Origin of the sequence: Streptococcus suis (assembly GCF_002964045.1) — a bacterium.
GTDB lineage: Bacteria > Bacillota > Bacilli > Lactobacillales > Streptococcaceae > Streptococcus > Streptococcus suis_U.
Genome location: NZ_POPB01000244.1, coordinates 1 through 13,978, shown reverse-complemented (window position 1 = coordinate 13,978; position 13,978 = coordinate 1). Strand labels below are relative to the sequence as shown.

At 42.6% G+C, this 13,978-nt stretch carries 16 protein-coding genes; 1 reads left to right on the top strand and 15 read right to left on the bottom strand.

Features of this window, described 5'->3' with window-relative positions:
• The first annotated feature begins 543 nt into the window (after positions 1-543).
• Positions 544-1,614, top strand: a complete 1,071-nt coding sequence (gene xerS, locus C1E99_RS02310; protein ID WP_105206464.1) for a tyrosine recombinase XerS — start codon at positions 544-546, stop codon at positions 1,612-1,614.
• A gap of 69 nt (positions 1,615-1,683) precedes the next feature.
• Here xerS and C1E99_RS02305 read toward each other — a convergent pair whose 3' ends face one another.
• From C1E99_RS02305 to C1E99_RS02240, 15 genes are all read right to left on the bottom strand, one after another.
• The gene (locus tag C1E99_RS02305; protein ID WP_105206463.1) at positions 1,684-3,192 is read right to left on the bottom strand and encodes a phosphomannomutase/phosphoglucomutase; all 1,509 of its coding nucleotides are present in this window, start codon (positions 3,190-3,192) and stop codon (positions 1,684-1,686) included.
• 75 nt (positions 3,193-3,267) lie between these two features.
• Complete coding sequence (locus C1E99_RS02300) at positions 3,268-4,209, bottom strand: sensor histidine kinase (RefSeq protein WP_105206462.1); 942 nt, start codon at positions 4,207-4,209, stop codon at positions 3,268-3,270.
• Positions 4,206-4,874: a response regulator transcription factor gene (locus C1E99_RS02295; RefSeq protein ID WP_161951135.1), complete on the bottom strand. Its 669-nt coding sequence runs from the start codon at positions 4,872-4,874 to the stop codon at positions 4,206-4,208. The genes C1E99_RS02300 and C1E99_RS02295 overlap by 4 nt, the downstream gene beginning before the upstream one ends.
• Positions 4,875-4,912: 38 nt before the next feature.
• On the bottom strand, positions 4,913-5,179 hold the full coding sequence (locus C1E99_RS02290; RefSeq protein WP_105206460.1) for a type II toxin-antitoxin system RelE family toxin: 267 nt from the start codon (positions 5,177-5,179) through the stop codon (positions 4,913-4,915).
• Positions 5,169-5,408 carry a type II toxin-antitoxin system RelB family antitoxin gene (gene relB / locus C1E99_RS02285; RefSeq protein ID WP_015646833.1) on the bottom strand — a complete coding sequence of 80 codons (240 nt, stop codon included), beginning with the start codon at positions 5,406-5,408 and terminating at the stop codon, positions 5,169-5,171. Before relB ends, C1E99_RS02290 begins: the two co-directional genes overlap by 11 nt.
• A gap of 91 nt (positions 5,409-5,499) precedes the next feature.
• A complete protein-coding gene (locus tag C1E99_RS02280) occupies positions 5,500-7,470 on the bottom strand; it encodes an FtsX-like permease family protein (protein WP_105206459.1) in 1,971 nt (656 codons plus the stop codon).
• Positions 7,471-8,223, bottom strand: coding sequence for an ABC transporter ATP-binding protein (locus C1E99_RS02275; protein ID WP_105121214.1), 753 nt, complete (start codon positions 8,221-8,223; stop codon positions 7,471-7,473).
• Positions 8,224-8,245: 22 nt separating this feature from the next.
• The gene (locus tag C1E99_RS02270) at positions 8,246-8,620 is read right to left on the bottom strand and encodes a NisI/SpaI family lantibiotic immunity lipoprotein (RefSeq protein WP_105107149.1); all 375 of its coding nucleotides are present in this window, start codon (positions 8,618-8,620) and stop codon (positions 8,246-8,248) included.
• A 12-nt stretch (positions 8,621-8,632) separates the two neighbouring features.
• The gene (locus C1E99_RS14905) at positions 8,633-8,773 is read right to left on the bottom strand and encodes a hypothetical protein (protein ID WP_105206458.1); all 141 of its coding nucleotides are present in this window, start codon (positions 8,771-8,773) and stop codon (positions 8,633-8,635) included.
• 98 nt (positions 8,774-8,871) lie between these two features.
• Positions 8,872-9,606, bottom strand: coding sequence for a TraX family protein (locus C1E99_RS02260; RefSeq protein ID WP_105206457.1), 735 nt, complete (start codon positions 9,604-9,606; stop codon positions 8,872-8,874).
• A 12-nt stretch (positions 9,607-9,618) separates the two neighbouring features.
• Positions 9,619-9,756, bottom strand: a complete 138-nt coding sequence (locus tag C1E99_RS14900; protein WP_162840723.1) for a hypothetical protein — start codon at positions 9,754-9,756, stop codon at positions 9,619-9,621.
• A gap of 138 nt (positions 9,757-9,894) precedes the next feature.
• A complete protein-coding gene (locus tag C1E99_RS02255) occupies positions 9,895-11,061 on the bottom strand; it encodes an ATP-grasp domain-containing protein (protein ID WP_105206456.1) in 1,167 nt (388 codons plus the stop codon).
• 17 nt (positions 11,062-11,078) lie between these two features.
• Positions 11,079-11,825 carry an esterase family protein gene (locus C1E99_RS02250; RefSeq protein ID WP_024414865.1) on the bottom strand — a complete coding sequence of 249 codons (747 nt, stop codon included), beginning with the start codon at positions 11,823-11,825 and terminating at the stop codon, positions 11,079-11,081.
• Positions 11,826-11,852: 27 nt separating this feature from the next.
• The gene (locus C1E99_RS02245; RefSeq protein ID WP_105206455.1) at positions 11,853-12,677 is read right to left on the bottom strand and encodes an alpha/beta hydrolase; all 825 of its coding nucleotides are present in this window, start codon (positions 12,675-12,677) and stop codon (positions 11,853-11,855) included.
• A gap of 91 nt (positions 12,678-12,768) precedes the next feature.
• On the bottom strand, positions 12,769-13,797 hold the full coding sequence (locus C1E99_RS02240; protein ID WP_105206454.1) for a DNA glycosylase AlkZ-like family protein: 1,029 nt from the start codon (positions 13,795-13,797) through the stop codon (positions 12,769-12,771).
• Between the last annotated feature and the right edge of the window lie 181 nt (positions 13,798-13,978).

Genomic DNA, 13,978 nt, shown 5'->3' with positions numbered 1-13,978 from the left:
AATCACCAACGTTTTCAAGAGCGCAACAACGGCCTTGCCCCTCTTGAAATGAGGAACAAGGCCGCCGCCTAATCTTTTATTATTTCATTGTCCACTTGACAGGGAGCTGTTCAGAGAATTATAGATCTGTTTTTGTTTTGGTTAAAAATGAGGTATCTCTATATCCGATAATATAGTTTTGGGCATCAAATTAACTAGAAAAATGTACTTTTGAAAAAATTTCCAGTTTTCTAGTTAATAAAGTACATTTTTATGGAAAAATAAGGGTATCTAGAAATTCCAGTTTAGCCTTGAATAAAGTACATTTTAGGCTAATTTTTCCTAAAAAATTTTTTTGGTTATTAATCTAACATACCACCACACATCTTTCCGAAAAACTATAATTTTCTTGAAAGTTATATGCGGTTATGCTATACTACTCTTATAGTCAAAACTGAAAAAATTTTTTCTCAAAAAATGTACATTATTCTTGGGAAAACTGGATTTTCTAAGGGGTATTATTTTGTACTTTTCAAACTAGTAAACTAAAATCAGGAGAAAATGATGAGACGTGAGTTGTTATTGGAAAAAATTGATCAACTGAAGGAAATCATGCCTTGGTATATCATGGAATATTATCAGTCAAAGTTGGCTGTGCCTTACAGTTTTACCACCTTGTACGAATACTTGAAAGAATACCGTCGTTTTTTTGAGTGGTTACAGGATTCAGATTTGGTCACTGTTGAACGGATTGCTGACATTCCGCTAGATGTTCTGGAACATCTGACCAAAAAAGATATGGAGTCCTTTATTCTATATCTGCGAGAGCGTCCCTTGCTGAACGCCAATACAACGCAGAATGGTGTGTCGCAGACCACCATTAACCGTACCCTGTCGGCACTTTCTAGTCTCTTCAAGTATTTAACCGAAGAAGTGGAAAATGAGCAGGGCGAGCCCTACTTCTACCGTAATGTCATGAAGAAGGTGTCGACCAAGAAGAAGAAGGAAACCTTGGCAGCGCGGGCTGAGAACATCAAGCAGAAGCTCTTTTTGGGCGATGAAACCATGGAGTTTTTGGACTATGTCGATAAAGAATACCAGGTAAAGTTATCCAAACGTGCCCTCTCATCCTTCCAGAAAAATAAGGAACGGGATTTGGCGATTCTGGCACTTCTCTTGGCTTCTGGCGTCCGTCTGTCAGAAGCGGTAAATTTGGATCTTCGAGATGTCAACCTCAATATGATGATTATTGAAGTAACCCGTAAGGGTGGTAAGCGGGACTCGGTCAATGTGGCTGGGTTTGCTAAGCCTTACCTGGAAGCCTACATGGGTATTCGCCAGCAACGCTACAAGCCTGAAAAAACGGATACGGCCTTCTTCCTGTCTGAGTACCGTGGTCTGCCTAATCGCATTGACGCTTCTTCTATTGAAAAAATGGTGGCCAAGTACTCTGCGGACTTCAAGATACGCGTAACCCCCCACAAACTCCGTCATACCTTGGCAACTCGCCTCTACGACGCCACCAAGTCGCAAGTTCTAGTCAGTCATCAGCTTGGGCATGCCAATACCCAGGTCACCGACCTCTACACCCATATTGTTAACGATGAGCAGAAAAATGCTCTGGATAAATTATAATTTTACGTAATATAAATTACGTAAACAAATCGAGGAGTAAGCGAAAACTTACCCCTTTTTCTCTTAAATCTAAATCAATTCTTTCAATTTTTCCTGATTGACAGCTGGGTACTGGTCCAAAAAGGCTGAGAGTGTTCGTAAAACGGCAGGAATATAGCCAGTCTGGTCATTCTCCACCTGCAAGACCAAGAGTGGCTCGTGGAGGCTCATACGGAGCAAGAGCCAGCCGTCACCATAAGGCTCGGTCAGGTCAAACCGCACTCCTTCTTCGTTTTCTGGGTTAAAAGTAAAGCCTTCGAGGCTGGTATTTCTGAGATCAGCAATGACCTGTTCACCAAGTGCTCGATAGTCTGTAGCTTCCAGCTTGAACCGCACTTCTTGTGTTTCAAGTGGTTGCTTGAGCTGGGCAATTAAGTCGTCCAAGGACTTGCCTTCCGCTTGCAGTTTGGGTAAGAGCATGAGAATCTTAGCCGCTACATAGGTTCCGTCATCGAGGAAGTAATTTTCCTTAAAGGCAGCGTGTCCTGAGGTTTCGATAGCCAACTGGCAATCAACTCCTTCTTGATTAGCTAAAATAGCACGGTTAATGACATTACGGTAACCTGAAATATAGCGGATTTGTTTGCCGCCCAGGCTTTCTATAAAGACTTTAAGGTGTTCAGTTGTTGGGGAATTGGTCACAATGCTGGTTCCTGGATGTTCAGCTAGGACAATCTGGCTGAGAACGGCAATCAGGTTGTTACGGTTGAGGATTTGACCGGACTTGGTCACTAGTGCTGCACGGTCAACATCGGTATCAAAGATAATACCAAGATCTGCACCTTGCTTCAAGACAGCCTGACGAATGCTTTCCATAGCTTCCTTGTTATCAGGGTTTGGAACGTGATTTGGCAAAGTTCCGTCTGGGTCTAGGAATTGTGAGCCTGTGATATCTGCTCCTAGCTCTGCCAACACTTTCTCAGCAAAGAATCCTCCTGCACCATTTCCAGCATCGACGATGATATTGAGACCTGTCAGTGGTTTTACTTGTCCGCCACAAGCGGTACGAATTTTGCCAACTAAGTCTTGGGCATAAGGCGTCATCAGGTCTGCACTGGCGACACTTCCAAGGGAAGAAGCTGGCAAGTCTTCACTGTGTGCGAGGATGAAGTCAATATCTTCATGCTCTGCTCCGCCATTTTCCGAAAAAATCTTAATGCCGTTGAAGTAATAAGGCAGGTGGCTGGCGGTAATCATGACACCAGCGTGGCACTTGAACTGCGGGTACTGGGTGCTCATGAAGAGGGCTGGCGTAGTGGCCATGCCGAAGTCGAACAGCTGAACGCCCAAACGCACCGCTTCTTCTGTGAAGGCGGCAACCAAATCTGGACCGCTGAGGCGGCTATCTCGACCGATACCAATCTTGAGCTGTCCTTCCTGATAGGCCTGCGCCAGTTCTGGCTTCTGGGTTAGCCAATGAATAAGTCCGCGAACCACTTCCTTGGTGGCCTGTGGAGTGAGATTGACAGCATATTCGTCTGTAGCGATAGCAATTCCACGAATATCCGATCCGTTTTGCAAAACATGATGGTGTGACATAGTAACCTCCTGATTTTCTAGTAGTTTCAGTATATCACAAAATCAAAACGCTTTCAAAAGGAAAAAGTACAGCTCCTACTGTACTTTGGTGATGGTTACGCTGGTACCAACTTCCAGTTGACTTTCCACGGAAATAGCTAGTTCCAACTGATTCAAGACCCGCTTGGTCAAATACAAGCCAAATCCTGTCGCTTTTTGATGTTCACGGCCATTATAACCTGTAAATCCCTCATCAAACAGGCGTGGAATGTCTTCTGCCAAAATGCCAATTCCCGTATCGGAAATGGAAATTCCCTCATTCAATTCAATAGCTACCTTACCACCAGTCTTATTGTACTTGAGGGCATTGTCGATTATCTGTGACAGGGCAAAACTGAGCCATTTCTTATCGGTTTTCAGTAGCCAATTTCCATCAATGGTCACCGAAATCTCTTTTTGCAAGAACTGATTGCGGTATTTTTTGACCAAATCGACCACTACTTCTCTCACTTCCACCTGCTCAAAGCGAAAATCGCTAGCATGGTTGGTCAGTTTGAGGTAGTTGAGGAGATTTGCCATGTAATTATCCAAGCGCAAAAGCTGGTGATCGACTTCTTTCTGATTGAGATTGTCAGTCTGGCTCATCAAAGACAGGGCAGCCAGCGGCACTTTCATCTGATGGGACCACATTTTGACCATGGCTTGCAGGTCTTCTTCTCGTGACTTATAGACCAAAAGCTGCTCCCGGGTCGCCTCCTTCTCCGCTTCAATCAAGTTGAGATAGGCAAGGTCCACAGGCTTATTGAGCAGGGGCAGAGCTTCTTCATGGACATAGTCTTCCAAGGCTCTCATGCGGTTGCGAAACTTCCAGAAAAGCCCCACTGTCAGTAGGATGATGAGGGTTAGGGACAATAGCAGAGCGTTTTGCAGGAATTCGGTGGGCAGTTGGTAGAGATAGAAAAGCAAGATAAAACTTCCAGACAAAACAATGTATGTGAAATAAAAGCTACGGAATTCACGGATAAATTTTACTATCATTTGACCAGGTACCCCACGCCACGAACAGTATGAATACGGTCAAATCCCACTTCACTCACCTTCTTTCGCAGACGAGTCATGTTGACATTGAGGGTATTCTGGTCGATAAATTCTTCATTTTCCCAGAGTTTTTCCAAGAGTTCTTCCTTGCTGACAATCTGCCCTTGTCTTTCTAGTAAGGTGGATAAAATCTTGGTTTCTGTAGGCGAAAGCTGAACCTGTTCCGATTCGCTTGAAAAACGCCCGTCCAAACTAAGCTGGAATTGGTCGATAGACAAGTCAGTTGATTTGCTGAATTGATTGACCCTACGCAAGAAGGCACTGATTTTGGCATCCAAAATCCCTAGAGAAAACGGTTTGGCCACAAAATCATCGCCACCCATGTTCATGGCCATGACTGCATTCATTTCATCATCACTGGAGGAGATAAAGATAATGGGCATGGTCATGTTTTTACGGATTTCTGTCGTCCAGTAAAAGCCGTTGTAATAGGGTAGGCTAATGTCCATCAGCACCAAGTCTGGTTTGATTTCCGCCACTTCCTGACTGACAGCTCGGAAATTCTGCACACTTTCTACCTGATAAGATTTTCCCAAATGCTGCTTCAAGAGTTGGACAATCATCTCATCATCTTCAACAATATATATCTTTTCTTTTTTCATCATTTTCATTCTGCAAAAGCCAGGACACAGGTCTTGGCTTTTTATTTATATACTTCTTTCCGATGCCCGACTTCAAGGGCAGTTACAACCAATTTGTCATCTTCAATACTGACGATGACCCTGTGATTTCCGATACGATACCGCCATTGGCCAGAACGATTGGCAGTTAAGGCTTTACCGTACTGTCTGGGGTTGTCGCACCCGTCAATATGCTTGTAAAGATACCGCAAAATCAAACTTGCAGCAGTTTTATCCATCTTTCGAATTTGTTTTTGAGCCTTAGCAGACAAAATAACCTTATAACTCAATGCCCAACTCCTCAGCCATTTGTTCTAGTGTTATCGGCTCAATTCCATTCGCCAAGTCTTCTTGGTATTCTGCCCAAGCAATATCTGCCACACGCGCATCGTACTCGTCTTCAAGGGCTTCAAGTGTTTTAGTCCGAATGAGTTCTGACAAACTCACACCTTCAAATTTTGCCATAGCCTGCATAAAGAGCTTGTCTTGCTCAGAAACTTTTAATGTAATAGCTGCCATTTTCTCACCTCTTCTGGTATTCCTTTGGTATTACCATTGTAACACCATTTCCCTGAAAAAGCAAGAAATCTCGCACAAGGCGAGACTTCTTCTACCGTTCAATAATGCGATAATAGGTGCGACTAGTCCACTTGTAAATGACGAAGTAAATCAGAGCAACTGCAAGCAAAGTAATTCCGCTGACCGTATAAATCATAAGAGATGAGGTAACCCCAAAGGTCAGTAGCATTTGCTTCAGCATGACCAAGGATACCACAAAATGCACAGTTGCCATGACCAAAGGCATAAAGAAGACAGTAAGTGTTTGTGAGTTAATTGTCTTTTTGACAGCTGCTGCACTCATGCCCACTTCTTGTAAAATCTTGTAGGATTTCTTGTCCTCATGCCCTTCTGAGTACTGCTTGTAGTAGATAATCAAGGCTGCACCCAGTAGGAAACTAATTCCCAACAAGAAGCCTGTAAAGAGGAAACCGCCTGTAAAGCCCATCAGTGAATTGTTGAAATCCGTACGTTGCATAACATTTCCAAGATATTCTCCATTTTCATCGAGAATTTCATATATTTCACCAGATTGCTCTCCAAGAGAGAGTACCTCTTCATCCGTCAAATCGGTAAAGACACGGTAGTCCAGACTGACTTGATAGCCTTGCGGATTATTGGACTCATAATACTCACGAACAGTATTCAATACAGTGTCATCACTGACTACCATGACGGCGGCATTTATCGTATTGGTAATATCAGGGAAAATAGCCTGGTCAAGATTGGCTACATTTTCAAAGGTTTGATCGCCTAAAACAAGCTTTTTCAACGATGGTTTTTCGCTCGGACGCATAAAGACCACTTGATTGGCAGCCAGCTCTGGCAGGTCATTGCCCAACTTCCGGAAATCATCTTGGGTGACGAAGTAGGTAAAGGCTATTTTGCTAAAGTCTGGATTGGCAATGGTTTCTGGACTAATGACAATCTCCTTCCCACCGTCATAGACCAGACCAGCTTGGTAGGTCAGGTAGGACAGACTATCTTCCGCTTTTTCTGGAAAATGGCTGAGCACCGATTGCTGATAGGCACTTTCACCCTGACTTCTATCCGCAACTTTGTAGGTAATAGATGTTTCCTTTGGATAAAGACCACTTGTCATGCTTGACATGCCAGTATAAAGTGAAGTCGTTGTTGCAATGGTCACAAAGGCCATGACTGCTAAGAGGGTAATATTTGCCAAACCAGTTGCATGCTGTTTCATACGGAAAATCATCTGCGATGTGGTAATAAAATGCTCTGGCGTGTAAAAATAGCCTTTGTTTTTCCGCCGTGCCTTCAAATACCAAGTCATAAAGCTGATGTAGAACAAGTAGGTCCCCGCAATAACAAAGAGCACAGCGATGAAGAAACGAAAGATAAGAGCTACACCTTCTGCTTTAGATGAAAGTGATAGGTAGTATCCAATACCCAGTCCCACTACACCAAGAGCAGCTAGAAGAACATTGCCTTTTGGCTCCTTCTCCCCTTTCTCACTAGCTCGGAACAAAATCAGCGGACTGGTCTTACCAATGGTCCGAATGGCTAGCAATTCCAAGAGAAAGAAGATACCAGCAAAGAGAAAGGCGGTCATGGCAAATGCCAGAGGGGCTATTCCAAAATGCAAATCACTATAATGTGTTATATTGACAAAAATCAAGTAGAGAACATTTGCAAACACACCAGCTAAGACAGAACCAAGAACCACAACCAGAAAGAATATCATCATCAATTCTAGGCTGGCTATCAAGGCTACTTTTTTCTTGTTCATCCCCAGCATGTTATAGAGACCAAATTCCCTCGCCCGTTGTTTCATCAGGAAATTAAAACTATAAATCTCCATAATGACCGAGAAAATGGTCAGAACAACAACACCAAGACCTATAGAAATGGCACCTGAGCCCATGGTCTTCATAACTGGACTGAGCATGAGCAAAAACATGGAACAAATCAAAGTGAATAGCACAAGACTGGCTAAAACGAAGGGAGCAAAAACACCCATGGATTTTCGGATATTTTGCCCAGCAAGTTTGAGGTAAAACATCTACTCACCCCCTAAAAGTGCAGACATATTGAGCGAAATTTCCTTGGCAAAGTCTTGATTGCTCTTGTCTGCCTTGTACAATTGGTGGAAAATCCGCCCGTCCTTGATAAAGAGTACTCGCTTAGCATGACTAGCTGCGTTGGCTGAGTGAGTTACCATGAGAATGGTTTGACCGTCACGGTTAATCTCTTCAAACAAATTCAGCAAGTCTTCCGAATTGCGATAATCTAGGGCAGCCGTCGGTTCATCCGCTAGGACAATCTGCGGCTGGGTAATCAAACTGCGGGCAATGGCCACGCGCTGCTTTTGTCCACCAGACAGCTCAAAAGGACGTTTTTTCAGCAAATCTTGAATCCGCAGTTTTGGCGCCAAAACTTTCAAACGTTTTTCCATTTCCTCATGGCTGGTACGTGCCAATACCAGAGGTAAAAAGATATTGTCTTGGATAGACAGAGTATCTAAGAGGTTAAAATCTTGGAAGACAAAGCCCAGATTACGCAAACGGAAATCGGCCAGCTTGCTTTCCTTGATTTTGGTAATATCTTGATTGTTCAAGAGAACAGAGCCACGAGTTGGCTTGTCCAGGGTTGCAAGAATGTTGAGTAAGGTTGTTTTACCAGAGCCACTTTCGCCCATAATGGCAATAAACTCGCCCTCTTCTACCTTAAAATCCACATCTTGCAAGGCACGAGTTTCCTCTTTTGAAAAGCGCGTGCGGTAAACTTTTTCTAAATGATTGATTTCTAATAACATAGTTACTCCTACTTTTCTTTTTTTATTCATCTGCTTGATCAAGCACTTCTTGATAATTGATACGATCTGACTCAGCAATATTGTCTTCTAAGTCCACTTTATAATAACCATCTTGGACACCAATGGCCCAATCCTTGCTAGTGGTTACATAGAGATTATTCAAGGATACCGTCGTTTTCACTGCCCCTTCCTCTTTAACAACAGGCCAATCCATAAACTTGACTTCTACCTCTTGAATACTATCTTCGGTAACTTCCTGTTTGCTAACGGCATAATCTTTTCCCTTGTAATGGAAAGTTTGATAGCCCTCATCAAAGCTAAGACCTGCTGAAGAGGAAGAACAAGCAGTTAGCATTATACTGCCCAAAGCCAGCAAGCCAAATACTTTCTTTTTCATAGTTTCCTCCCTCTAGTATGCCATAAATCGCATACTTTGCAAATCAAGTGCTAGCTCCTCTAAAAATTCTGCTTGTTCCATGAGTTCAGCCTTTTCTTTTTCTGAGAATACCACCTCTTCCATTTTCTTTGCTTGTAAAAATTTAAATGACATATAATTTCCTTCTTTCTCTTTCTTATGAGTCTATTATAGAAAATATTCCACCTGTGTTCTCTTACAGTTCTGACGCAAAAACTTACAAGATTGTAAGGTTAGATAAAGTAGGCAATGGTTGCCAGTAGCCACAAGTGTAGCGGATAGAAAATGTAAAAGAAATAGCGTGAAAATGCTGTGCGAGGCCCTGCTTGTCCATTATAAAGACTCAGAATTGGCAGGACTAAAATAAATAACCAGTCTGCATTGAAAAGCATCATTTGTACGGTCATTTCAATGGTTTCATAGGGATGATAGGAAGATAATAGCAAAAGCAAGGCCAACAAAATATAGGTGAGATTTCTTTTGAATGGTATCTTACGACCTAAGTAAGTAATGAGGATAAACGGTAAGACAACTGCCCCTCCTTCTGTGAATCCTGCCCCGACTATCAAGCACAAACCAGCTAGGACAACTTGAATCACTTGTCGAGTTCTACTATTATTTTTAAATTCCTTCAAACAAATGAGCATAGTTAATCCAACAGCTAATGTTAGAAAGATATTGTTACTGATATAGATACCTTTTGATTGGTAAAGACTGTTTATAAAAGCATTTCCAGTGGCCATTAGTCCTGCCGCACCATACAGTCGTAACAGATAGGCTTTGACATTTCTCGTATGAAGATAGCCTTCAACCAACATGTAGGCAAAGAAGACTGCGACGCATCTTGTGATCATGTGAAAGATTAAACTAAGTTGGTCTGGGATAAAATCGGGTATGAATTTCAGATGATCTAAAACCATCAAGCCGGCCATGGCGAGCTTCAGTTGATAGGCATTACATGCTTTCACTAGCTTTTCCTCCTAGTACATCCAGTTGCGATTAAATAGTTCCTGTTCAAGTTCAAATAAAAATTCAGCTTGTTTGTCTTGTTCTTCTATTTGTTTGCTTTCTTGTGATTTACCAAAAATTCGTTTTGCTTGTAAAAATTTGAATGACATATTGATTTCCTTCTTTCGTTTACTTATGAGTCTATTATAGAAAATATTACTACCTCGCTCCCTTACAATTCTGATTAAAAAACTTACAAGATTGTAAGCAAGAAAAAAGACACCATTTCTGGCATCTTTCAATCTATTCTATTTTGTCTTCCCGATAAAGGCAATCATATCGTCTAATTCTTCCTTGCTTTCCGTCACAAGAAGATATGCGTCATTCCCTTGCAGCTCTGCAAAGGCATCTGGCATGCGTTTGACTGTCTTGATCTTACCGGCAAAGCGTTGATGAATGTCATCTGCTGAGTGAACATAGTCAGTCGTGTCACGGCGCGTCGCTACCAAGCAGTATTGAGGTTCAAAGCGACGTTCTTCAACTGTTCCACCTGTCACTACATTGGCATAATCACGGAAAAGGTCAATCGAATGCGCATAGTTGTATGCTTCTACGGTAAATCCACCAGCCATACGGTTATTGTACTCAATCGCAATATAATCCTTACCATCTTTGAAAAATTCAATGTGGAAGAAACGCTCTTTCATACCGAAGGCTTTGATAATCGCGCGACCATATTTTACTAATTTAGGATCTAGTTCTTTCTCGATGTAGTAAGCATTATCTTTTCTAGATAACATTAGCTCCAGCGGAGTATGAACATAGGTCAAACCTGTTTCGAAAACAACATTTCCCTTGCTGTCCACCAATCCATCATAGGTTGTGATAATGCTTGAATTGACAAATTTTTCAAAGAAATAAGCAGTTTGACCATCCCAGGCTTCTTTAAAGGTTTCTAGGTCAGCTTTCTTTGTGAGTTTAAAAGTACCGGATGCCCCAACGCCGTTGTCAGGCTTGGCAATCATTGGGAAACCAATTGTTTTCACGGCCTTTTCAATATCTTTCTCTGTTTTGACAACCATACCTGGAACCACAGGAACCCCTGCTTTGGAGAAATATTTCTTCATCTCAGACTTGAATTTTGTCTTCTTCAGGTGTTTTGGTTTGGCTCCGAAGATATTAAATTGTTCACGAAGAGCCGCATCATTTTCCAACCAATGCTCATTGTGGGATTCCACACGGTCAATAGGGCCGTGCTTGTATATCAAGAAGGCAGCTGCACGCTTGACTTCATCAATATTTTCCAAATCTTCCACACGGAAGTATTCTGTAAGGGCATGGCGGAGCTCCTCAGGCAGTTGGTCGTAGGGTTCTTGCCCGATACCTAGAACCGTAACGCCTTCTTTTTTAGCCAATTCAATGGTAAAGGGTTGAAAATTTTCTGGATAAAAAGGGGAAATAACGAGATAATTCATAGGCAGTCCTTTCTAGTTTATAGTCCGATTGAGTGGAGGAAGAATGGCATTTGCTTTCTCCACCAAACCCAATCATGCGCCACATCCGTACCCCAAGTGTCAAACCAAGCTGGGATATTCTTCTCTTCAAAGGCACGTTTGAGGTTGTAGAATGAGTCCAGACCGTCTTGTTCCCAATCGCCCAAACCTGTGCAGACGATAATATCAGCTTGACGGTATTTATCAATAAACCAACCATCATTCTGATTCCAGATGTAGTCAGATGGTGAGTTTTGATAAACAGCATCGTCATTGCCATAGTCTTGATTGTTGTTGAAGAAACGAGCATCATAGACACCTGAAAGGGCGATGACTTTTGTGAAGACATCTGGATGCTGGAGGAAGAAATTCAGCGCGTGGTAGGCCCCCATTGAGCAACCAGTTGTCATCATACCATCGAACCAGCCAGTTTTATGTTTGATAAATGGAATAGCTTCTTCAATCACATAGCGTTCATAAGCACGGTGAGCTTCTGCCTTGTCATGAATTGACTTCCAGTCCGCCAACCAGCTTTCCTTATCATAACTGGTTAGGGTGAAAAATTGAACATGACCTGCCTCGATAGAGCCACGGCAAGCTTCAATCATCCCAAAATCTGCATACTCATTGTAAGAACCGCCTGATGAGGCAAAGACAACAACAGGAATCCCCGCGTGACCGTAACGATTTAGATTCATTTCTCGGCCTAGATTTCCAGACCAGTGACTTAAAAATTCTACATGCATATTCATTCTCCTAACAAATTCTATACATTACCACTTTTCACTTAAAAAGCGCAAGCAATCTGGCAAATAAGCTGCCCAAGCTTCTTCATTATGGACGGCACCTGAAACGACTTCTAAAGCGATATTGTCCAAACTTACTCCACCAGCGAGTAATTGACGATAGTAAGTCAATGAAGAGTTGATATAGGCCTGCTTGATATTACCTGCCATTAGGGTTTTATCCGTATCATCTGCTTCTTCCGTTCCGACGTAAATATAAACTCGTTGGTCCTTGTCTAAGTTTTGGCGTTCAATATAGCGGTCAAAAGCTTTTTGATGAAGCCAGTTGGCAGATGAAAATACTCCCAGACAGCCAATTTGGTCCTGATAGGCTAGCCCCATAAACTGAGTGATGTTGCCACCAAGTGACGAGCCAATCATAGCTGTGTGGGCCTTGTCAGACTTAGTACGGTATTCTTGATCGATAAAGGGCTTCACCACATCCATAACAAATTCGGCATACAAAGTACCCTTGCCACCAAACTGAATTCCAGGGATGCCCATTTCGCTAAACTTCCAGGCAGCGTATTCGTGCATACGCTCAGCACCATCATTGTCAATGGCCACAATAATCATCTTTGCAATATCGGGATTTCGCTTGATTGTCGGAATGACTTTCCAAGAATGCCCTGAAAAAGCTTCTTTACTGTACAAGACATTTTGTCCATCATGGAAATAGACAACAGGGTAGGTTTTATCCGTATCTTCCTCATATCCTTTTGGCAATAAAACACGGACACGGCGTTTTCTAGCAGTAAAGGGCACTTCCAATTCGTGCGTTTTCATATCTAGATAAAAGTAGGACTTGTTCATAGACATCTCTTTCTAAACAGCGTTTTTAGTATTATACCACAGATTTTCTGAAATATTCAGAAAATTTAGTTTTTTTATTTCATTATTCTGGTTATCCGAACAATTTTTGCTCAGTTTTTAAGCGTTCCTCGTAGACTCGACGGTAACGTTCCAGTTCTTTCAGTTCACGACTAGTCAGATTTTCAAATATAGCCAATTCAATCCTGTCCTTATCACGTCGCCAGGTCGCAACCAGTCGTCCCTTGTAGAAAACAACGGGTTTGACAATGCCTGTCAGCGTATATATCTGGCGGATAAACTTAGGATCAAAGAAAGGATTGGCTTTCTTTTCATAACCTAGCAAAAGTTGGTCGAAACCTGCCACGAAGAGGCAGTCAGGCAGTTCTGCTTCTTCTAATTCTCCAAGATAAAAGCGTTCTACTCCTGCTACCTCAACGATTTTCAGGTCTAATTGTTTCATCCAATTTTGGACTGTAGATTTATTTTCCTTAAAATAATAACGAGCATCCGCTAAACTGACTGGCCCAAAACCTGCAAAATACCGTCGAGCGATTTCCAGCTCTGCTTTTTCCCGAGAAAGTGGCTGAAAGTCTGTCAGGCGATGAAAACGTTTGGCACCGTACTCTTGATAGACCTCCCCACGCTCGACCATGTAGCGAAAAAGGCCGCCCCAGGCATTAAAGACCTGCTTCTCCTCCTCCTGCGTCATCTTTTCCGCACGGCAAAGGGCCTTGAGTTCCTCGCGGGTCATAGGACCTTGCTCAAGTGCTTCTAAAATCAGCTGGTGGTACTTCTGCTTTGTCTGCGGGCTAAACCCATCTCGTCCTTCTGTCCTCAGGTAGTCGGTGCTGGCCAGCCGCCCCTCGTGGATATAGAGAGGAATTTCTGACTTGAGATAGGCATGAACCGTTCGCCGAATGGACCACTGGCGTGTCAACTCCTCCTGCCATCTACCCTCATGAAAATCATCCACTGACATACGGTTCCGAAATCCGAAATGAACATAAGGCTGGAACTGAGCCTGCAAGCCATTGAGATTTTGGCAAATCTGCTGGACGGACTGAGGTGCCAGTAAGCCCTGTTTCTTCAATATAATTCCCTTCCAAGTATCGTGGTGCATCGTATTTCTCCTCCGCTTTTCTAATCCCAGTATAACACAAAAGACACCCGAAGGTGTCTCAAAATTATGGCTCTATAATTTCTGTAGTGGGTAAATCCACCATGGAAATTATGGAGCCTTTTTGAGTATAGAAAAAAAGTTCCATATGACCTATAATGAAAAGTGCTCAAACTATCATTTT